The organism is Spirosoma endbachense, from assembly GCF_010233585.1.
Taxonomy (GTDB): domain Bacteria; phylum Bacteroidota; class Bacteroidia; order Cytophagales; family Spirosomataceae; genus Spirosoma; species Spirosoma endbachense.
In genome coordinates, this window is record NZ_CP045997.1 from 5,497,698 (window position 1) to 5,519,655 (window position 21,958).

A 21,958-nucleotide genomic window follows, 5' to 3' on the forward strand; every position below is an offset into this window, starting at 1 on the left:
GTCTATTATAGCTGCCTTGATCGACGACCTGCCAGTTTGAGAGAGTGGTTTAGGATGTAGCTCGATTGTAGTAATAGAGCAGGCAGCGGAAAGTCTGCTGTGCCGTAACTTCTGGTTATATGACCGCCGATAAGACAGTATTAATGAATGCTATTCGCCACTTTGTTCCGGTTACGGATAGCGACGAAGCGGTTATTGATCAGTTGTTTGAACCCTATCGGCTGGAGCCGAATGATTTCTTTTTGACGGCTGGTGAAGTTTGCCGGTATGTCGGTTTTGTCACTACAGGTTTATTGCGATACTACCTGCTCGACGATGGTGATGAGCATACCTACGATTTTTCGACCGAACAGACGTTTACCTGCAATTACGAAAGCTTCCTGCCGCAAACACCTTCGACACGCTACATTCAGGCGGTTGAACCCACAACCATGCTTCGTATCAGCTACGATAATCTTCAGGAACTCTACAAAAGACTACAGCATGGACAGCAATTCGGGCGATTGATAGCTGAACATTTATTTGTGGTCATGCTTCAGAAACTGACCGCCTTTTATCGCGAAACCGCCGATGAACGATACGATAGTTTTATCCGCCTTTTCCCGAATTTAATCGACCGGCTTCCTCAGTATATAGTGGCCTCTTATATTGGCGTGAAACCACAATCGCTGAGCCGAATCCGGGCGCAACGGGCCGGTAAGCACTATTGAACGATATTCACATAGGTGAATGCGGGCGTTGTGGCCGTGCCTGACCTTTGCATTGTCAAACAAACCAAACACGACAATGCAAACAGAAAAACTGCCTTTATGGGCTAAAATCGCAGGTTATTTTTTCGGGATCGCTTTACTTTTTATTGGCATCCGGTTTCTGGTGCTTCCCGAGGCTGCCGAACGGGGCTTTGGTCTCATTTACAACCAGCCGACTTATGCCTTTCACTTTATCAAAGGTATTCGTGACTTTTTTACGGGATTGCTCTTAACCAGTTTTACGATTGCCAACTGGCGAAAACCACTGGCTCTGGCAGTGCTGGTTGGATCGTTAATTCCCGTGGTTGACATGCTCGTTGTGCTGAATGCCCCAGATGCTGTTCCGGGAACAGAATGGATTCATGGCTTAACAGCCGTAGCGTCGTGGATCTTTAGCTACTTTCTGTTTCGGAAAAGCTAGTCCAAGTGTTTTCGTGTATATTTACTTGCGCGACTAAGTAGCTGGTTACCAGAGTTTATAATGCTGGGCGCCAGTATGTTGTTAATTTCGACTATCTACACCTACTTATGAAAATATACGTCTATTTTGTGATAGGTGGGTTGCTGTTAGGGGCTAGTCGGGTTTATGGCCAGGCCGATTATTCGGCTTTGTATCCCAATCTTCGTCAGTACATTGTCAAAATTCGCTTTACAATGAAGGGGTTGCCAGTGCAATCGGGGGTTCTGTTCGATTTAACCGACTCGACAATTGTGCTGGCTCCCAACCAGAACTTGAAGCCAACCCTTAAAACTGTGATGAATCAGCATGGCGGATCAATGCCTGCCACCGATTCACTAATGACTGTTTTATCCCTGCGAACCTATCGCTACGCAGAAATCAGCCGGCTGACGCTGCACCGGAAAGGGTACGCAGGGAAGGGTCTTTTAATTGGTTTAGGACTGGGTGCATTAATTGGGTTAATCGATGGCGATGATGATAAAGGATTCATTCGTTTTTCTGCTGGTGAAAAAGCATTCCTTCTCGGGCTAACTTTGGCTCCGATAGGCCTTTTGGGTAGTGCACTAACGCTTAAAAGTGCCTATGCAAACGAGCGGCCAATTGCCACGGAAGCGCAGAAACGATTTCTAAAATTCACCATTATTGATCAGATAAAGAAAGCAAATCTCTACGCGCCACAAAAATGAACGGCTTACGGCTGAAATCTTGAGCGTTACTGCTACTGGTTGACGCTAATTTTTACCTTTGCCGGTCAACTCTCGCTCGTTTTTTATGACTCTTCAAACCCTCGATACTGGACTATTTAAACTCGATGGCGGAGCCATGTTTGGCGTCGTTCCCAAACCGCTCTGGCAGAAACTAAACCCCGCCGATGAACAAAATCGCTGTACCTGGGCCATGCGATGCCTGCTTTATGAACAGGGAAATCAGCTTCTGCTGGTCGATACGGGAATCGGCGACAAACAGGATGCTAAATTCTTCGGCCATTATGACCTCCATGGCGACGCCAGCCTGATCAAATCCATTCATCAGGCTGGGTATGCGGAAACAGATATAACCGATGTGCTGCTTACTCATCTGCATTTCGATCATGTTGGTGGCGCTGTTAAGCAAACAGATGGGCAACTCAGTCCTGTTTTCTCGAACGCGACTTACTGGACGCACCCCTCTCACTGGAATTGGGCTATTAATCCGAATCCGCGTGAAAAGGCGTCGTTTCTGAGCGAAAACATACTACCTGTGCAGGAAAGTGGGCAACTGACGTTTCTGGCCGATAATCCGTTTCCATATGCCGATATTTCGCTGTTGTATGTCGATGGGCATACCGAAAAAATGGCATTACCGATCATTAAATGGAAGGGTCGCACAGTGGCTTATATGGCCGATCTGATTCCGTCGTCGGGACATGTACCGTTGCCCTACATCATGAGCTACGATGTACGCCCATTGCTGACTATGGACGAGAAAGCGCGTGTGTTGCAACAGGCTGCGGCCGAAAACTGGATTCTGGTTTTTGAGCACGATCCCGTAACTGAAGCCGCTACGGTTGAGATGACCGAAAAGGGAGTCCGTATCAGGGAGAAGGGTAGGTTAGCCGAATTGGTATAGCGCTCACGATTCACGGGCTGCACTGGTTTGCGTCAAACCAAAAGCTTAATCCTGCCGTTATGCAACCGTACCGTATTGATGAACAATGAAAATTGGTTTGGGATTGTCGGGTGGCGGAGCACGTGGTATAGCCCATCTGGGTGTTATTAAAGCGTTGATGGAAATGGGCATTGGCTTCGATCAGATTGCCGGGACCAGTGCCGGGGCTATTACCGGGGCCATGCTTGCTCATGGATATACACCCGATGAGAGCCTGAAGATTATTGAATCGTCGTCGTTTATGCGACGGCTGCGCCCTACCTGGAATCGAATGGGATTATTGCGTCTCGATCCAATTGTTGATTTGTATAGAAAACACATTCCACACGATTCATTTGAAGGGCTGCAAATTCCACTGCATGTAGTGGCCGTCGATCTGAACGGTGGTGAACAGGTTGTCTTTGAAACGGGTGAATTAATCCGCCCGGTGCTGGCGTCCTGCTGTTTGCCCGGTATTTTCGAGCCGTTGCAGATCAATAAACAGCAGTTTGTGGATGGGGGTGTTCTGAATAATCTACCGGTTGATGTTATCGAGCATAAAGTTGATTTTCTGATTGGATCGCACTGTAATGTATTAGGGCCACGAAAGCCCATTACGTCTATGCGGGGTGTTATCGAGCGGAGTTTAGTGCTGGCAGTACAGAGCAAGACTAAAGATCGATTTGCGAAATGTAATATCCTGATTGAGCCGCCCCAGTTAGCGCAATATGCGACAACAGATATCAGTAAAGCACGTGAGTTGTTTCGAATAGGGTATCAACACACCCGATCAATGGCGGCTCAAATCGAGAAAAGCCTTAAGGCACCCACCGTTGAGACATCGTAGTATAAGTGTTTTTAACTAATAAAATCGCTGGGCTATATAGGTCCGGCGATTTTAGTTTATAGTCTGCCAATGACAATTGGAATAAGTTGCTCATACGCAATACTTATGTGATATTTTTTTTGTGCCAATTGTTGGTTATATCATGTACTTAATTTGTAGCCATAGTGAAGTTATTTTTTAAGTAATTATACTAATGTAAATAAAATATTGAAATAATTATAATATATATTAAATTCTGTAAATCTATATAGGAAAAGAATAAAATATTGAAAAATGAGTATAAATCGGAAAATTTGGTAAGTATATCTCTTTGTATAGTTTTGCAGGTAGTACTCTGTTTTTCTTAGCCTAAATAAAAAAATTTATGAGGAGAATTTTACTGGCGGGTATACTTATGGTATGCTCGCTCTGGGTTCCTGCGTGGGCCCAGGAGCGAACCATTACCGGCAAGGTTGTGGCATCGGAAGATGGAACACTTATGCCTGGTGTATCAGTCGTACTAAAAGGGACGACTAGAGGAGCTAACACAGATGCCAACGGTGCTTATACGATTGGTGTCCCCGAAAAAGGCGGTAAATTAATTTTCAGTTTTGTTGGATCTGCCTCGCAGGAGGTAGAAATCGGGAACCGTTCGGTAGTCGATGTTAAACTCGAAAACGACTCCAAACAGCTCAATGAGGTCGTTGTAACTGCCGTTGGTATTCAACGCGAGAAAAAAGCCCTTGCCTATGCTGTAACGAACGTCAAGGGCGATCTGCTTCAGCAACGCTCGGAGCCTGATCCATTACGTGCCCTCTCAGGGAAAGTGCCGGGGGTAAATATAACCGCAGGCGGTGGTGCGCCGGGGCAGGCCACAAAAATTAACATCCGGGGAAATACATCATTTACGGGCAACAACCAGCCGCTGTTTGTCGTAGATGGCATTCCATTCGACAATTCATCGAATGCGGCCGGTTCCGATTTTAACAGCAATAGTGTTGTCTCGAACCGTGCCTACGACATCGACCCCAACAACATCGAAACCATGACCGTTCTAAAAGGAGCGGCAGCGTCGGCTCTCTATGGTTCACGGGCGGCCAATGGAGTCATTGTCATAACCACCAAAGCGGGTAGTAAATCGGCCAAAAAGGGCCTTGAAGTAACCTATAACGGCTCGTATTCGGTCGAAAAAATATCGTCGATTCCCGATTATCAGGATACCTATACGCAGGGGTCAAACCAGCAGTATAACGGTGGTTTTATTGGTAACTGGGGAACGGTATTTCCGGGGGAGGTTGATCGGATCAACGCGCAGTTGGGCTTCACCCGGTATTCGAAAACGATCGAGACGGGGGCACCTGAAGGGCAGATTTATAATCCGCTCACATCACCTTACATTTCATATACCTACAGTCGGTATCTAACCGCATTTCCTGACCTGGTCGGAAAAACCGTTCCGCTGCAACCTTATGACATTATTGGCGGATTCTTTCGGCAGGGGACTGTTCTCGAGAATGGCGTAAACGTTAGCTCCACGGGCGATAAAACAACCCTCAATGCGGGCGTATCGCGGATGAAAAACAATGGAATCATTCCGAACTCAAGCACGCAGCGTACATCACTTAACTTTGGCGGATCGGCCCACCTCGTAAACGGTCTGAACGTGTCGGGGAATGTGAACTACGTCAATACAACCCAGGAGAGCCCACAATCGGGAGCCTCTTACTTTACCGATTATAGTTCGGGGTCAACGGGTTCGATTTATGACCGTCTGTTTTATATGCCCCGGAACTACGACCTCAATGGCTATCCGTTTGAGAACCCGATCGATGGGTCAAACGTATTCTTTCGTGCGCTCGATAACCCACTCTGGACTGCCAAATACAACATTTACAACTCACGGGTAAACCGGGTTTTTGGCAATATGGCCCTGAGCTACGATGTGCTTCCGTGGTTAAATCTGACGGCACGGGGCGGTATCAATACCTATCACGAAACCCGGAATAACAAAATACGTCCGGGCGGAACAGTTGTTCCGCTGGGCCGCGTAACGCGCACGGAACTGACCAATACCGAAACAGACCTGACCTTTCTGGCAACGGCATCGCACGATTTCGGCGAGCGCTTTTCGATCCGCTTGCTAGCCGGTTTCAATGGCAATGAGCGGTACTATACGGAAGCCGTTGAAACGGGTGATCAGGTGATCGATGCTAATGTATTGACGGTATCAGGGACCCTGAGCCAGAACGCAACCGAGTATAGCCGTAAACGCCGGTTATATGGTGTATTCGGCGAACTTGGCCTGTCTTATAACGACTTCGCATTCTTAACCGCTACGGTTCGTAACGACCATTCATCGACATTGCCCGCTGCCAATAACAGCTATTATTATCCGGCTATTTCGGGGTCGTTCATTTTTACGCAGGCTTTCAACATGCCGAAGACGATTCTGAACTTCGGGAAAATCAGGGCTAACTATGCTACGGTTGGTAAAGATGCCGATCCCTATCAGGTATTGACAGCCTATAATATTGGCCGCGACTACGTAAATGGTACGGCCTATTCGCTGGCGACTTTACCGTCTACACTGAACAATGCGCAACTCAAGCCGGAGTTTACGACTGAAACCGAAGTCGGGGCGGAGTTGCAATTTTTTAATAACCGGATCAATATCGATGCAGCTTACTTCTACCGCAAATCGACGGACCTGATTGTATCACGCCGGATTCCGGCTTCAACGGGTTTCTACAATGAGGTGACGAACGCGGGGCGAATCGACAACAAGGGTATTGAAATCGCCCTAACGATTGTGCCGGTTCGATTGGCCAATGGATTTGAGTGGAATTCAACGGCGGCTTTCACGCGGTTGCGTTCGAATGTGGTTGATGCGGGCCCGGCCAACGAGATCTTTCTGGGTGGTTCCGGCCTGTCGTCGCTCGGGACGATGCACCGGGTGGGTAATCCATACGGTATGATTTATGGCTCGGTGAATGCACGTAGCGAATCCGGGAAGCTGCTCATCAACCCCAATACAGGTTTGCCCTTTACGTTGCCGCAGTCGCAATTGTTAGGCAATCCGGCTCCTAATTTCACCTTAGGCTGGACCAACACCTTCTCCTTCAAAGGGTTTACGCTATCGGCACTGATGGACTACCGTGAAGGAGGGAAACTTTTCTCGGCTACGGCGGCTTCGCTGTTGCTCCGTGGTCAGTTGAAATCGTCAGAGGATCGGGAAGCCATGCGGGTGATTCCGGGTGTGTTAGGCGATCCGGCTACGTATAAAGCCGCTCTTGAAGATGGTAAGGAAGTAAAAAACACGATTCCAATGACGGCCTTCGCGTTTCACTTTTCGAATGGGTTTGGCGCCTACGGAGCCGACGAAACAAATGTGTATGATGCAACGGTAATCCGGTTGCGCGAAGTAACGCTGGGCTATACATTCCCGAAGGCATTCCTGAAAAAATACACAAAAGTATTTGGTAGCCTGCGTCTGTCGGCTTCGGGCCGCAACCTGTGGTTCTATGCGCCGAATATGCTTAAAGGACTCAATTTCGATCCTGAAGTACTATCGAACTATGCCGATTCCAACATTCAGGGTTTCGACCTCGGTGCGGCTCCTTCGACCCGGCGTTACGGCTTCAATATCACGGCTTCGTTCTGATACGCTCCACCAAACTTCTTTGATCAGACCTTATGAAATTTTTAACTACATATACGCAGAAAGGGTTGCTGTCAATAGCCCTGCTGATGGCGATGAGCAGTTGCGAAGTAACCGATCTCGACATCAATACCGACCCGAACAAACCCTTATCGGCTGCCCTGAACCTGCTATTGGCACCGGCCGAATTAGGTGCCCTGAATATCGGCGTTGTCGGAATAAATAGTAGTAGCACGACCTATTCTCCCGGTAATTTCCGGACCGTTTCGGATAATGCTTCGGGCTTTACAGGCATAATGAATAGCGCCGACAGCTACGGGCTTGATAACAACACCTACAACGGTACCTGGAACACGTATTACCGGAATTTGCAGAACGTGGAGCAGATTCTGCGCGTCACGACCGACGGCAAGAATCCGTATTATCGGGGTATTGCCCTTGCCATGAAAGCCTATGCTATGGGAAATATGGTCGATATGTTTGGCGATGTTCCTTATTCGAAAGCCTGGCAGGGTAATGTGGATGGATCTGACCGGAATGTAGCGTTTGATAAGGATTCAGAAATTTATGAAGACCTGCTGAAGCTTTGCGATCAGGCCGTGGCCGAATTTGGGAAAGCCCAGGCCGTAGCTGTTTCGGGTGATGTTATTGGCGGTGGTAGTGCGGCAACGTGGATTCGGCTGGCGAAAACCATTAAACTTCGGCTGTTGATGAACTCACGCAAAGGACGCGCCACCGGTAATGCCGAGCTCAAAGCGGCTTTTGATGCGGGCGGTTACATTACAACATCGGCGCAGGATTTTTACTACCAATATTCGAAGCAGCTCTCGCCACAGGATGACCGTCATCCCTGGGCCATCAGCACCTATAATGCGGGGAACGGATTCACGTACATTAACCATCAGATGATGGGCGAAATGATCCTGAATAAAGATCCGCGCTTTGGGATGTATTTCTTTCGACAGACGGATAAAGTGCTGGATGCCGGTAACCCAACCGACCGGGGCACCATTCCTTACGGGGGCACCTACATACCGACGCGTCCGGCCTTTCTGGCTGAGTACAAGCGTGTATTCTACAACGATAAGCAAGACCCAACGGCCGACGATATCAAGTTTCTGGCGGGTATTTTCGGTCGCGACCGGGGCGACAATACGGGCGCTCCGGCCGACGGTACGCTTCGGACTGTTCCGGGCGCATACCCGGCGGGTGGTTTGTATGGCGGTCGCGAAATTCCGGCTAAAGCACTGACTGGTTCCCGGGATGGCGCGGGCGGAAATGGAATCTGGCCGCTTATCATGAGCTGGAATGTGAAATTCTACCAGGTAGAAGCCATTCTGGATGGAACGGGTGTAACGGGTGATGCGCGTGCACTTTTTGAGACGGCCATGCGCGAACAGATCGCTTCGGTAGTCAAATTCGCTCAGGCCGCCGATACCAAAACCCCAACTCCGGCGGCTGCCGACGTCACTGCTTATGTCAATGCGTGGCTGGCGCTCTATGATGCGGCTCCAACCAATCAGGGTAAATTGAACACGGTGGCCAAACAGATCTGGTTCTGTTCCTGGGGTCAGGGGCAGGAAATCTGGAATCTGATGCGTCGTACGGGCTATCCGGTTCAGGGACCATTTAAACAGTTTTCGACTGGTATTCAGTCTCCGATCCTGAAACCTGGCCGCCAATATGCCTTGCGTTTGCCCTATCCGGCACAGGAAGGCAACCTGAACAGCAATGCTGCCAAGTATGTCTCAGATATAATTTTTGATCGTGATCCGGTCTTCTGGGATAAGGTTAAAGTAAAGTGGGAATTCTAAAACTAGTCGCCGTTTGTCGTTTTCTGTTGATGAAGCAAGGGAACGACAAACGGCATCAATACCAGAAACTTGTATGAAAAAGACACTTATATATGCCTTTACTGCCGCTTTCCTGGCACTGGTTGGTTGCCGTGACGAATCAATGAACCCCATTCCTGCCTGGGAGCCTGGTGTTCATGGCTTCGGTGTATTTGCTGATATTACCGAAGGGGCTGTTGGCTCAAGCAATAAAGCCAACATTGCCGATTATGGGAAAAATTTTCCGCTTGCTGCGCAAAATACGGATGCTGCCAAAGTGAACTTTAAACTGCGCTGGGTTTCACTGGATAGCAAGTTGACAGTCAGTAAGATCGATGTCTATATCGATATGATTGAGTCGTATACAGATCCGGACGGAAACCCCAAAACAGCATCGCTGGGAAATGGTGGTGTACTGGCGAAAACACTTACTCCGGCTGCTGCCAATCGCCAGTGGAATGCGTTTAGTCTGACGCCAACCGAAATCTATACTCTGTTCAAGGATGTAACGGTTAAATATGACAAAGTGAACGCTGTTCCTGTCTTTAACAATCCTAAAACACCCCGACCGGCTGGTGCCTGGTTTAACAAAACCGACAAATTCGTGATGACCTGGCGGCTGACAACATCAGACGGACTCCTGTTTAAAACCTGGGAGCCCGGTAGCATCTGCGCTGACCCAACGGCGGTGTCAGAAGCCAGCGCGAACTGTAGTCTGACCTGGGGCGCTCGCTAACACTTTCCGTATCTATCCTAACTGTACTGATAGCGAACCTCGACTGGGGTTCGCTTTTTTTCTATCTTGGTAGAATGAAGGTTGTATTTGGCACTTTTTTATTGGTTGTCTGTTGGGCTTCATTACGGGCACAAACACCTACCTACGTAGCCGATATTCGGCCAATTCTAACCCAGCATTGCGCTCCCTGCCACCATCCGGGCGGCATCGGACCATTTAGCCTGTTAACCTACGAGGACGTAGCTAAACGGGGGAAGTTTGTTGCCAAAGTGACGCAACGTCGTTATATGCCGCCGTTTCCTGCCGATCGCCAGTTTCAGCATTATTCAAATGAGCGGGGCCTTTCCGAGCGCGAAATCAGTACGATTCAGGCATGGGTGCAGGGTGGAATGATCCGGGGAGTAGGAGGAGAGCAGGGTATCGGGAGCCGAAAGCAAAATACTGGCGAATCCCAGGTGCCAGACGCGCTGAAACCTGAACTTGTTTTACGAATGAAACCCTATGCAATCAAAGGGGACGGACGTGAAGATTTTCGCTATTTTCATGTGCCCATGAATCTGAAACATGATATCTGGGTCGAAGGGATTGAATTTGTGCCGGGAAATCGCAAACTATTGCACCACAGTCGATTAATGGTCGATTCGACGGGCACGATGGCCGGTATTGATGGCATCAGCGAAGATGATCCATCTCTGCGGAATTTCCAGCAGACACCCCTCGCCGATGAATTTCTCTATGGCTGGGTGCCCGGCAATGATCGGGTAACATTTCCGGCGGGTGCGGCTAAGTTGATTCGGGCGGGGAGCGATCTAATTCTAAACGTTCATTATTCGCCTTCCGCAAAAGCCGACCAGGATCAGTCTGAAGTTCGCTTCTATTTTGCTAAAAAACCGGCTGAGCGCATTGTTCAGACTCTGACATTAACCGAAAATAATATCACGAATCAGCCATTTAAGCTTCCCGCCAATACGACACCAACATTCTTTATGAATTATGGTCCGTTGCCAGATACAATTCAGCTCCTGTCTGTGTTGCCGCATATGCACCGTTTGGGCCGATCGGTGAGAGCGTTTGCCATTACACCCGATGGAGATGCACTTAATCTGATCAAAATTGATGACTGGGATTATAACTGGCAATTGACTTACTTCTTTCAGAAGCCGCTCATTCTGCCGAAAGGCTCAACCATTATTGCAGAAGCCCACTACAACAACAGCGATCAAAATCCGCTTAATCCGAATCATCCCGCCAAAACGATCGGCTACGGCTGGAACTCGACCGATGAAATGATGAATCTGGTGTTTTATTACATTAAATGATACAAAACGGCGGCATTCACCAGATCACTCGATCAGGCAGCCCACCGCTTCGGTGTGGGCTTCGGTAACGGGCCGCCCATTCAATAAGGCATCGAGGGCATTGTGGAGGTAGGCGTGTGCAGCCTGGGGACGATGTTTCCCCAAATCGACGTACCAATCGTCGATGGCGCCCTGATAGACCACCCGACCATCTGACTGCATAACGACTACTTCAGGCGTAACACGAGCCCGGAACTGCCGGGCTAATCGTGCTTTTTTATCGGGCAGACCCGCAAATGGAAGTTTATACTCCGTCCGAAACCGTTCAATAACGACTGGCGAATCAGTTCGAAGTGGAAACAGGGCAATGAACCGAACCCCTGATTTGCCAAATTCCTGATGAAGATCGGCCAACCGCCGGACATATTGCTGGCTGATAGGACACTCCGTATTTAAGAAAGCGTAAACGGTTATACCAGAGGAACTACTATGATTGGGTTTTTGCCAGCTTGCAAGTAGTACCAAAAGCAAGAGCAGGCCAACCACCTGATGGCAATAAATAAAACTTCTGGCGATGTCGTGTGATCGTGTATGCACGGATAAAACAACAGAGCTAAACCTCTGATAGACGATTACTGGATTGTACAAGTATAAGCATAGGCGCTGTGGGAAGCAATTGGTATTTATTATTTGTATCCATTTGATGATAGTAATTTTTACTTAAGATTATATAAATGATATCGATAATGTATAGTTGTACTTTATTGTGAAGCGCTACTTTTATGAGTAATAACCCTATGCCGTGTTTCATATTATAAAGTAGATATAATAGTTATAATTACTTATATATAATTTAGTTTATCTTTTATATACAAAATTATATTTTGGAAATAGAATATTCTATAGAATTTATATTTATAACAGTGAAATTGTACTAAAAATTTGTATTGGTTTTTTGCACCATCTAGATTTGTAGAGAAAGAGTAGTTTCTTTTAAGTATCTAACAACTAAAAACGATGAGTAAAATTCTAACAATCAGCTTCCTGATTGCCTGTCTGCTATGCTCCGAAGCGTGGGCGCAGGAACGCAGGATTACAGGTAAAGTCACCTCTGCTGATGATGGCCTGGCAATGCCCGGTGTATCAGTCGCAGTGAAAGGCACCACAAGAGGTGCAAACACCGATGCCGGAGGTAATTATAGCCTCACCGTACCGAATGAAGGGGGTACGCTAGTGTTCAGTTTTGTCGGAACCATCTCACAGGAGGTCACTATTGGTAACCAGTCTGTTGTTGATGTCAAACTGGTTACCGACAGTCGCCAGTTGAGCGAGGTAGTCGTTACTGGGGTCGGGGTAGCCACCGACAAACGAAAACTGGGTATTTCGGTTGAATCCATCTCATCGAAAAATCTGCCACAGACACCAACCGCTTCTATTGATCAGGCTCTGGTCGGCAAAATCGCCGGAGCACAAATCTCCAGCGGTAACGGTACGCCCGGTGCACCCGTAAACATTGTACTTCGTGGCATCAACACCATCAACCGTGGAACGGCTCCTATTCTGCTGATTGATGGCGTACAGGTTGATGCGACCAATTACGATTCGAACGGAAACATCAACAACAACCCAACCGCTTTGCTGAGCAGCATCGACCCCAATACGATCGAGCGCGTTGAGGTTGTTCAAGGTGCTGCCGCTGCTACGCTATATGGTGCACAGGGTGCCAATGGCGTTATTCAGGTTTTTACCAAGAAAGGGAAGGCGGGTAAACTAAATATCGACTTCTCGTCGGGGATCACTCGCAGCGAATACCTGAACGTAGGTGGTGTTTCTAAAGCGCAGTCGCATGGATTTATTGTCGATGCTCAGAATAATGTGATTGGTACGTCGGGTAAGGCACTTGAATTCAATCCAAACACGCTGCTCTATAGCGAAAACGTTCAGTACGACCCGCTCAATGTAAACAACAAAGCGGATAAACCGTATACAGCCAATTTGAAGTATCGGGATCACTACGGCTATTTCTTCCGTCCATCAAATACCTATAATAACAGCGTTGCGCTGACGGGCGGTAATGATAAAGTAGACTTTGCTGTATCGGCATCGAATAACCAACAGGAAAGTAACGTCATCAACAATGGAAATTATCAACGCAGCAATTTGATGTCAAATATTGGCATACAGTTAGCCAAGGGATTGACATTCAGAACAACAACGCAGCTGGTTTATACCCGAAGCACGATCAAAACGAATGACCGGCTTATTATGTATGCCGTTAATAATGCCCGCCCATTTGCTGATTTTTCAGCGCTTGATCCAGATGGGAATCCTGGTATTTATTACGGCGATGCTGTAGGGGTGAACCATGCCAATCCAAGTTACTGGCAGAAGTACACCGATAATAAGGATAATAAAGTGGACGTAATTCAGAACTTCAACCTGAATTATAAGGTCAATAAATTCCTGGATTTAGATGCCAAGTATGGTGTCAACTATTCGAAGCAGGAAATCAGAACAACCTACGCAAACCAGTCGAAGAACCGGAACGTAATTGCGCTGAACAACAACAATTATCAGAACTATTTCGGTACTGATCCTACGGGTGAAATTGATAACAATAGCCTGACCACTACCTACCAGAACTTCCTGGTCAGCGCTTTTATCAATACCGATTTCCAGAATGATTTCAAATCGAAACTCCCAATCCGAACATCGACACAGCTCTCGTTTGATTATCGGAATCGGAACTTCCATCAGTTTTATACCTATACATTAGGCTTGCCAACGTATGATCCGTTTACAGCGGCTCAGTCGTCAACGTTCCGGGTTCCGGGCGTGAAAGCGCCAGCCGCTGGCCGCGCTGGTCTGCCAGGGGGCGGTGATTATACCGAGCCGTTTATCACCTATGGTTACGTTGTGAACCAGCGTATCGATTATGGTGATCTGGCTGGTATTTCGGGCGGTTTCCGGACGGACTATTCCTCGGCCTTTGGTAGTGGTTCCAAACCCTTTACCTTTCCACGGGGCGATGCCTATTTCCGGTTGTCGGCGCTCAAATTCTGGGAAAATAGCTCCGTTGCTGGCTTTTTTCCAGAGCTGAAACTGCGGGCTGCTTATGGACAGGCCGGTATTCAGCCAAAACCATTTGATCGCTATCAGGTTCTGAATACCGCATCGCTGGGTACAACGAACTCCTTTTATACACCCGCCAGCCAACCAAACCCGGCGCTGGACGTAGAGGTATCATCGGAACTTGAAATTGGAACGGATCTGGCCCTCACACCGTCAAAAACCTCTAACTGGTTAAGCAGTATCCGGTTATCGGCTACCTATTGGAAACGGTCGACGGACAATGCTATTTTTGACGTAAGTGCAGCGCCATCGTCGGGGATTAACTCGATCAAAGACAATGCTTTCTCACTGGCGTCGGATGGTTTTCAGGCATCGTTGAATGCTACGATCGTGAGAACGCAGGATTTTTCGTGGAACTTTACGACCAACTTCGGTAAGCAGTCATCGAAGATTACGGCGGTTAAAAACAATGCTGAAGTCGTTGTTCTGTCAAGCGCGGGTAGTTCAAACTACGTGTTGAAAGCAGGCGAGAAAATCGGCCAGTTGTACGGGTACATAACCGTTCACGCAGTCGATCAGAAAGATCCGAACGGTAACTTCTACATCTCGCCCGATCAGCAGTCGCTCTATACCGTAGCCAGCAATGGCATCGTGGTTAGCAAAGCGACCAAGCAGCCCTTCTTCTCGGCCAATAAATACAGTTTTGGCGATCCGAACCCAACCTTCAATATGTCGTTCATCAACGAGTTCACGTTTAAGAACTTCCTGACGTTCGGCTTCCAGTTCGATTGGGTGCAGGGCAGCCACATCTACAACCAGACGAAAGAATGGATGTATCGCGATGGTATTCATGCCGACTACGCCAACCCGATCACCATCGATGGACAAACCGGTGCCTGGACGGCCTTCTATCGGGGTGTTTATGCACAACGGCAGGCAAACGGTACGAAGGATTACTTCTACGAAGATGCTTCGTTCGTTCGGTTGCGGAACGTACAGATTGGTTTTGATCTGAGCAAAATCATGAATGTACCCGTGTTGCGTCGCGCCCAGTTGGTACTGTCTGGCCGGAACCTGCTGACATTTACCAAGTATACGGGCTTCGATCCTGAAGTTAGCTCGGGTACGGGTAGCTCAGCCTGGGATCGTGGTACCGACCACAACACCATGCCAAACCTGCGTTCGTATCAGGCTGCGCTCAACATTGGTTTTTAATTCTTAAGGCAACTGCTGCGAATGATGAATGGCAAGTATAGCCAGCAAATTGTTCGCCAGCGGGTAGCCTTCAACTCTTCAATGACTTATCAATGAAAAAGATACATATAATAGTTGCTACGCTGTTGCTGGGTTTTGCAACGTCCTGTAAAGAACAACTGGACGTAAAAAACCCGAACCAGCCGACGGTGAGCAGTGCCAATACGGAAACAGGTATCCTTAACTTAGCCCAGGGAGCCGCCTACATTAACGGGGCCAAAGAAATCAAGACCGACTTATACGACGGTATTCCCGGCTATTTCTGGTCGGGTGCTGTTGGCTTCCATGAACTGATGGGTGATGCCATTGGCGAAGAAGCTGCCAACCAGTTCGGTAACCAGATTGGAGCGCCCGATTATGTGATTCTGGACGATGCCTCGAAAGTGCTGAATCCGAATGCGCCTAATACGCAGTATGCCCTGATTCGTCAGGCCAACGTCAACGCCAACCAGGGATCAAATCCGCTATTTCATGAATGGTGGTATATGTACTCCCTGAATAGTCAGATGAATAAAGTGCTTCTACTGGCAGATCAGGTTGCGTTTACAGGTGATGCTAAAGTCAAGAAAGCAACGATTCAGGCATGGGCTTACTGGTGGAAAGGATTCGCTTATTCGCGTTTGGGGTCTATCTATTACGCTGGCGTTATCAACAATGAGGCTAATGGCACCAATGCCAACTTTGTAGCGAAAGAAAAGCTGATCGATGAAGCCAACGCTAATCTGGATAAAGCGGCTGCGTTACTGACTGCCAGTTCGACCGACTATACCGCCGTGATGACGCAGCTTATTCCTTCGTTTAATCAGGTGGGTAAAGGTGGAGTGCTGACTCCAGATATGTGGAAGCGTTCGATCAATACGCTGAAAGCACGTAACCTGCTGGTAAACACGCCATCGAAGACCATGACAGCTGCCCAATGGGCGCAGGTGCTAACGCTAACTACAGATGGAACAGGGGCAACCGATAACGTATTTACGGGCCGATCGAACCAAAACGGTGATTTTCTGTCTCCACAAACCGGCACGGTAGCGGCCAAAGCGACCGGCGATCCGGCGGGTGGCGCAACCTACAAAATCAGCGAACGGTTGATTCAGGATTTCAAAACGGGCGATCAGCGCCTGGCGAATAACTTCACCCAGCGGGCCACTCCCTGGATTGGCGAAAGCAGCCGGGGCAATGCCTTTAACACCCGTTGGGCATTAGTGGATGGGGGCAAGAAAATGGCCGGTGTTATTACGCTGAGTGATCGGGCACCCGGTGCTACGGAACTGTATCTGGCGGGTAGCTACGAAGAGAATGAACTCATGAAAGCTGAAGCCCTGATCAATACCGGCAAGATTGAGGATGGTCTGAAATCGATCGATGCGGTTCGGAAAGCCGAGGGAGCCGGAGTAGCTGCAGTAGCAGGTACAGGCCTAACGGCCGATCAGGCTAAAGAGGAACTCCGTCGCGAACGCCGGGTAGGTCTGGCATTCCGTGGATTATCGTTCTACGATGCCCGCCGGTGGGGTGTTATCGACGACGTATCGAAAGGTGGTGGCCGTAAAGGGGCGGTGATTGTGGATAAAACCGGTAAAATAAGCACCAACGGAACCATCAATTACAATTTCCTTGATTACTGGGATGTGCCTGATAATGAACTGGTTTACAACAAGCCAGCTTCAGGCAGCGCTCCAACGACCAATCCGAAGCAATAAGGCATGGATTCGTAGAGCGTAAAAATGATTGGCAAGAGAGAGATGCTACTACCCTGGAAGCATCTCTCTTTTATTTGCTGGCAACGATATAGATAAAATTAGCGTACTATATTTAGGAGCAATTGCAACCGGGTCGATAAAATAGATATAGGCAGTTTACCTATGGATTTATACGACGAAATCAATTTTTTCGTTAAAAGCGGTAGCATCCTGATGGATTTTCAGTACATTGTTTTGCCGTCTAGTAAAGTTTCTACCCTAAAAGATTTTGCCTGGATTCTAATCTATACATGAGGAACTATTACAGTATTATTTGCGGAGTCTTGTTGGCTATACTGCCCATGAGGCTATTGGCTCAGGGCCAGCGTATAACCGGTAGAGTAACATCAGCGCAGGATGGGCTCCCGATACCCGGTGTCAATATTCAGGTTAAGGGTACAACCACTGGCGCCAGTTCCGATGCTAATGGGAACTATAGCATTACCGCTCCGGGAGGCACGGCAGTTCTGGTACTGACCTCCATTGGTCTGGTAACACAGGAGATCTCTGTTGGCAATCGTACGGTGGTCAATGTACAGATGCAGGAAGCTATCAATGAGCTGGCTCAGGTGGTTGTAACGGGTTACAATACGACCCAGCGGAAAGATATTACCGGTTCTATTGCTTCTGTCTCTCCCGATAAATTCAAAGATATTCCGGTCGCCAGCCTCGATCAGGCATTACAGGGGCAGGCGGCTGGTGTGCAGGTGTCGCAGTCGTCGGGTACGCCTGGTGGCGGCCTAACGGTGCGCATACGCGGCAACACGTCAATTTCGGCCAGTAACCGGCCTTTGTTCATTGTCGACGGGGTTCCTGTTGAAGATGGTAACCTGACCGGCCGCGATTTTGGTGGCCAGCAGGACAATGCGTTTTCGCTCTTCAACGCCAATGATATCGAATCCATTGAGGTGTTGAAAGATGCTTCTGCAAAAGCGATCTACGGCTCCAGGGCTGCCAATGGTGTGGTACTTGTGACGACCAAACGGGGCAAATCGAATCAGAAAACGGGTTTCACTATCGATGTCCAGCGGGGTATGACCGACGTTGTCCGGCGGCCCGATTTGCTGAACTCGACAGAATTGCTGGATTTGCAGCGGGAAGCTGTTACCAATGCCGGCCTTGATCCCGATAAATTAGGTCTGGTCAAGGGTGTTACCGACGGCATCAGTACCGACTGGGTCGATGCTGTTCTGCGAAAAGGCGTTTACCAGCAGTACCAGCTGTCGACGCAGGGGGGTAATGATAAGACTCAGTTCTACCTTAGTGGAAGCTACCGCGATGAGCAGGGCGTTCAGATCAATAACCAGTTTACCCGCTATACCGGTCAGTTCAAGTTCGATCATAAAGCAACGCAGAAACTTTCATTCGGAACAAACATGACCTTGTCGCGGGCGTTCAACAAGCGCGTTAAGGGCGACAATTTTCTGGATGGGGTCTATTCGGGAGCTATGAAAAGCTTACCCTATTACGCCCCCTACAATGACCAGGGAAAACTGACCGTTCCTAACGATCCCGATTACCCTGGTTTTCCGAACTTTAACCCGCTGGCGCAGGCTGTTCTGCCCCGCTTCAATACGCTTACGGTTAAACTGCTTGCCGGTTTATACGCCGAATACGAAATTATTCAGAACCTGCGCTTCCGCTCGAAAGTCAGTATCGACTATAACAACGTAACGGAAGACAACTTTGAGCCATCGACAACCGCTATCGGGGGCTTTCTGGCCAGCGTTGGCGGTCAGGGTTATGGTGATTTCAGTAACTCGACACTCTCGACCCTGATCAATACGAATACACTGAATTATAGTTTTCAGGTAGCCGAAAAACATCGATTCAATGCGTTGGCCGGACTTGAGATATTACAGCGCACCGAGCGTTCGGGTAATGTTCAGGGGCGCCTGTTCCCAAGCGATGATTTTACGTACATTACCTCTGCCGGTATTGTTGATCAGGGTACATCCAATATTGTCAATAACAGTCTGCTATCGACCTTTGGCGAAGTTCGCTATGATTACGACGAAAAATATCTGGCCACCATCACGGCCCGTTACGATGGTTCGTCGCGGTTTGGCCAGAGTAAGCGGTTTGGCGCATTCCCTTCTCTGTCACTGGCCTGGCGTGTTTCCAGCGAGCATTTTATGGAGAATTTTCGTTTCCTGAGCGATCTCAAGTTACGGGCCAGCTTCGGTTACACGGGAAATGAACGTATTGGCGACTATCAGTTTCTGGGCACCTGGGCGTCAACCACCTATAGCGGAGCAACGGGCGTAGGGCCATCGGCATTAGCTAACCCGCTGCTGCAATGGGAGCGCACCCGCGAAGCAAACGTTGGTTTGGATGCCTCGTTTTTTAGCGGCCGTCTTAACGTAACGATCGATGCCTATGATAACCTGACCGACAAGCTTCTTTTTGCGCAACCCATTCCCCAGACCACCGGCTTCAGTACCGTACAGGGTAATATCGGTAAGGTAAGCAACCGGGGTGTAGAATTGACAATTTCGACCGTAAACATCAATAAAGCGGTTCGCTGGAGTACCGATTTGAACCTGTCGCACAACGAAAATAAGGTCGTTGAACTGGCTAGTACCGAGCCGTTGTTCCGAGGTTATACCGGAAATGGAGTCGGAGGTACCAATGTCATTGTGCAGGGGCAACCTTTGGGAACATTTTGGGGTCTGAAATTCCTGGGCGTGGACCCCGCCACGGGTAATTCGATCTACAACGATAAAAACGGTGACGGACGCATCTCGCCTGATGATGGTCAGGTAATTGGTAATGCTCAACCGAAACTGTATGGTGGATTGACCAACCGTATTTCCTGGAAAGGTATCGATGTGAGTGCCCTGTTACAGTTCTCGTACGGCAATAGCATCCTGAATCTTTCGAACTCTACACTGGTGAATACGGGTGCCGATATTCAGAATAACCAGTCCCGGCAGGCCTTGAAGCGCTGGCGTAAAGAAGGCGATATTACCAGTGTTCCGAAGTATGTGTATCAGGATACGTACAATAACTATTTGAGTAGTCGGTTTCTGGAAGATGGATCGTACCTGCGTTTGAAAAACGTATCGCTGGGTTATAACTTCCCGAAAAAATGGATCAGTAAATATAAAGTTGGCAATGCCCGACTCTATGCCTCTGCCACGAACCTCCTGACCTGGACGCGATATTCGGGTGCTGATCCGGAAGTTAGCACCCTCGATGGGTCAACGTCTGCACAGGGTATCGACTTTTTTACCTTCCCACAGGTAAAAACTGTGTTGGTCGGATTAACACTCACTTTCTAATTCGCATGGCTTCGACAGGTAGCGCAACGTTCAATATGATTCGCTTCGTACGATATAGTTTAGTAATAGCAATGCTTGGTTTAGCCTCCTGTGAGCAGGTGCTAAACAAGGAACCCGTGGCTCTGTTAGTTGACGATCTGGTACTTAACGAGCCAAACGACGTACAACCCGTCCGGATCGGCTTATACAGTGCTTTCCGGGGAATGGCGTCGCCTAACATGATTGCCGGTGACTTTACAGCTGATTACATTCAGCACAATGGAACCTTCACCGATTATCGGGAACTGGGAACGAAGCAGATTACAGCGACCAATGGGGCCATCGACGCTTTATGGGGTGGTCTTTACAACACGATTTACATCGCCAATTTTATTCAGGAAAAGCTGCCACTGGTGAGTGGCGTTTCTGAGGCCACACGTAAACAGGTAACGGCAGAAGCCAAGTTTATGCGCGGGTGGGCTAACTTTATTGGCGCATACACTTACGGCGATATTCCGAATGTAACGACTACAGATCAGCCTACGAACCGGAACATCGCCAGAACAGCCAAGGCAGATATCCTGACCGCCGTGCTGGCAGACTATAAGGCCGCATTAACCGATTTGCCTTCCGTAGCATCCGGGTCTACGGATGTAACGACCAATGCCACCTACATGAATAAGATCAACTGTCAGGCAGCGATGGCCCGTTATTATCTGTATATGAAAAACTGGGCACTGGCCGAACAAACGGCTACCACTGTGATTGGTTCAGGCGTGTATACGTTGCAAACCAATTATTCAGATCTGGTGCTCAGAGATTTTACGGCTGAATCGATTCTTGAAGTTGGTTATAACCTGTCTGATGATCCCGGTACGGGCAATTTTAGCTTAAATAACCTGTTTGTAAGCCGTCGGGAGGTCATTCCTTCCAATCAGGTTGTGGCCGCGCTTAACTCGACGGAGTCGGGTACGCGTAATTCCACAATCGGATTTAGCATTCAGAATCTAAAAGGCAACGACAATGGCTGGACCGTGCTTAAGTACGGCACCGCTTCAGAAGATAATAACAATATTGTCTTGATTCGGCTTGCCGAGATGTACCTGATTCGCGCCGAAGCACGTGCTCAGCAGGGAAAACTGACGGGAGCGAATGGGGCTGTTGCCGATCTGAACGTATTGCGGACTCGTGCCAAAGCACCCGCCGTTTCAGTTACGGCTCAGGCCGATGTATTGCTGGCCGTTGAGCGGGAGCGCGTGTATGAACTGGCTTTTGAAGGACAACGCTGGTACGATCTGGTTCGGACGGCACGCGCACAAGCGGTTATGTCGGCCTTTTCGCCAAACTGGAACAGCCGTTATGAAGTCTGGCCAATTCCACAGCGCGAAATCCAGCAAAACCCAAGCCTGAAACAAAATACCGGTTATTAGCAGAACATTGATTCAGTG

14 protein-coding genes are annotated in these 21,958 nt (G+C 48.6%); 13 read left to right on the forward strand and 1 reads right to left on the reverse strand.

Features of this window, described 5'->3' with window-relative positions:
• Positions 1 to 119: 119 nt before the first annotated feature.
• From GJR95_RS22150 to GJR95_RS22190, 9 genes are all read left to right on the forward strand, one after another.
• Positions 120 to 710, forward strand: a complete 591-nt coding sequence (locus GJR95_RS22150; RefSeq protein WP_162387932.1) for a Crp/Fnr family transcriptional regulator — start codon at positions 120 to 122, stop codon at positions 708 to 710.
• Between the two features lie 76 nt (positions 711 to 786).
• Complete coding sequence (locus GJR95_RS22155; protein WP_162387933.1) at positions 787 to 1,170, forward strand: DUF4267 domain-containing protein; 384 nt, start codon at positions 787 to 789, stop codon at positions 1,168 to 1,170.
• 107 nt (positions 1,171 to 1,277) lie between these two features.
• Entirely contained in the window at positions 1,278 to 1,895 is a 618-nt protein-coding gene (locus tag GJR95_RS22160; RefSeq protein ID WP_162387934.1) for a hypothetical protein, read from the forward strand.
• 85 nt (positions 1,896 to 1,980) lie between these two features.
• Positions 1,981 to 2,817 carry an MBL fold metallo-hydrolase gene (locus GJR95_RS22165; RefSeq protein WP_162387935.1) on the forward strand — a complete coding sequence of 279 codons (837 nt, stop codon included), beginning with the start codon at positions 1,981 to 1,983 and terminating at the stop codon, positions 2,815 to 2,817.
• A gap of 85 nt (positions 2,818 to 2,902) precedes the next feature.
• The gene (locus tag GJR95_RS22170; protein WP_162387936.1) at positions 2,903 to 3,682 is read left to right on the forward strand and encodes a patatin-like phospholipase family protein; all 780 of its coding nucleotides are present in this window, start codon (positions 2,903 to 2,905) and stop codon (positions 3,680 to 3,682) included.
• 364 nt (positions 3,683 to 4,046) lie between these two features.
• A complete protein-coding gene (locus GJR95_RS22175) occupies positions 4,047 to 7,322 on the forward strand; it encodes a SusC/RagA family TonB-linked outer membrane protein (protein WP_162387937.1) in 3,276 nt (1,091 codons plus the stop codon).
• 32 nt (positions 7,323 to 7,354) lie between these two features.
• Positions 7,355 to 9,133, forward strand: a complete 1,779-nt coding sequence (locus tag GJR95_RS22180) for a SusD/RagB family nutrient-binding outer membrane lipoprotein (protein WP_162387938.1) — start codon at positions 7,355 to 7,357, stop codon at positions 9,131 to 9,133.
• 73 nt (positions 9,134 to 9,206) lie between these two features.
• Positions 9,207 to 9,887 carry a hypothetical protein gene (locus tag GJR95_RS22185; RefSeq protein ID WP_162387939.1) on the forward strand — a complete coding sequence of 227 codons (681 nt, stop codon included), beginning with the start codon at positions 9,207 to 9,209 and terminating at the stop codon, positions 9,885 to 9,887.
• Between the two features lie 74 nt (positions 9,888 to 9,961).
• Positions 9,962 to 11,206, forward strand: a complete 1,245-nt coding sequence (locus tag GJR95_RS22190; RefSeq protein ID WP_162387940.1) for a monooxygenase — start codon at positions 9,962 to 9,964, stop codon at positions 11,204 to 11,206.
• A 24-nt stretch (positions 11,207 to 11,230) separates the two neighbouring features.
• Here GJR95_RS22190 and GJR95_RS22195 read toward each other — a convergent pair whose 3' ends face one another.
• Positions 11,231 to 11,782 carry a redoxin domain-containing protein gene (locus tag GJR95_RS22195; protein WP_162387941.1) on the reverse strand — a complete coding sequence of 184 codons (552 nt, stop codon included), beginning with the start codon at positions 11,780 to 11,782 and terminating at the stop codon, positions 11,231 to 11,233.
• Positions 11,783 to 12,202: 420 nt separating this feature from the next.
• Between GJR95_RS22195 and GJR95_RS22200 the strand changes: the two genes are divergently transcribed.
• The 4 genes from GJR95_RS22200 to GJR95_RS22215 all read left to right on the forward strand — a co-directional run bounded on the left by GJR95_RS22200 (position 12,203) and on the right by GJR95_RS22215 (position 21,940).
• Positions 12,203 to 15,472 carry a SusC/RagA family TonB-linked outer membrane protein gene (locus GJR95_RS22200; protein ID WP_162387942.1) on the forward strand — a complete coding sequence of 1,090 codons (3,270 nt, stop codon included), beginning with the start codon at positions 12,203 to 12,205 and terminating at the stop codon, positions 15,470 to 15,472.
• Between the two features lie 92 nt (positions 15,473 to 15,564).
• Complete coding sequence (locus GJR95_RS22205; RefSeq protein WP_162387943.1) at positions 15,565 to 17,208, forward strand: RagB/SusD family nutrient uptake outer membrane protein; 1,644 nt, start codon at positions 15,565 to 15,567, stop codon at positions 17,206 to 17,208.
• A 341-nt stretch (positions 17,209 to 17,549) separates the two neighbouring features.
• Positions 17,550 to 20,531, forward strand: a complete 2,982-nt coding sequence (locus GJR95_RS22210; RefSeq protein ID WP_232540824.1) for a SusC/RagA family TonB-linked outer membrane protein — start codon at positions 17,550 to 17,552, stop codon at positions 20,529 to 20,531.
• A 5-nt stretch (positions 20,532 to 20,536) separates the two neighbouring features.
• Positions 20,537 to 21,940, forward strand: a complete 1,404-nt coding sequence (locus GJR95_RS22215) for a RagB/SusD family nutrient uptake outer membrane protein (protein WP_232540825.1) — start codon at positions 20,537 to 20,539, stop codon at positions 21,938 to 21,940.
• Positions 21,941 to 21,958: the final 18 nt, after the last annotated feature.

Bases quoted from the DNA above. Each gene is read 5' to 3' on its own strand.
- GJR95_RS22160 (WP_162387934.1), top strand. From the start codon at position 1,278: ATGAAAATATACGTCTATTTTGTGATAGGTGGGTTGCTGTTAGGGGCT.
- GJR95_RS22200 (WP_162387942.1), top strand. From the start codon at position 12,203: ATGAGTAAAATTCTAACAATCAGCTTCCTGATTGCCTGTCTGCTATGC.
- GJR95_RS22170 (WP_162387936.1), top strand. From the start codon at position 2,903: ATGAAAATTGGTTTGGGATTGTCGGGTGGCGGAGCACGTGGTATAGCC.
- GJR95_RS22205 (WP_162387943.1), top strand. From the start codon at position 15,565: ATGAAAAAGATACATATAATAGTTGCTACGCTGTTGCTGGGTTTTGCA.
- GJR95_RS22215 (WP_232540825.1), top strand. From the start codon at position 20,537: ATGGCTTCGACAGGTAGCGCAACGTTCAATATGATTCGCTTCGTACGA.
- GJR95_RS22185 (WP_162387939.1), top strand. From the start codon at position 9,207: ATGAAAAAGACACTTATATATGCCTTTACTGCCGCTTTCCTGGCACTG.
- GJR95_RS22155 (WP_162387933.1), top strand. From the start codon at position 787: ATGCAAACAGAAAAACTGCCTTTATGGGCTAAAATCGCAGGTTATTTT.
- GJR95_RS22150 (WP_162387932.1), top strand. From the start codon at position 120: ATGACCGCCGATAAGACAGTATTAATGAATGCTATTCGCCACTTTGTT.
- GJR95_RS22180 (WP_162387938.1), top strand. From the start codon at position 7,355: ATGAAATTTTTAACTACATATACGCAGAAAGGGTTGCTGTCAATAGCC.
- GJR95_RS22175 (WP_162387937.1), top strand. From the start codon at position 4,047: ATGAGGAGAATTTTACTGGCGGGTATACTTATGGTATGCTCGCTCTGG.
- GJR95_RS22190 (WP_162387940.1), top strand. From the start codon at position 9,962: ATGAAGGTTGTATTTGGCACTTTTTTATTGGTTGTCTGTTGGGCTTCA.
- GJR95_RS22165 (WP_162387935.1), top strand. From the start codon at position 1,981: ATGACTCTTCAAACCCTCGATACTGGACTATTTAAACTCGATGGCGGA.
- GJR95_RS22210 (WP_232540824.1), top strand. From the start codon at position 17,550: ATGAGGCTATTGGCTCAGGGCCAGCGTATAACCGGTAGAGTAACATCA.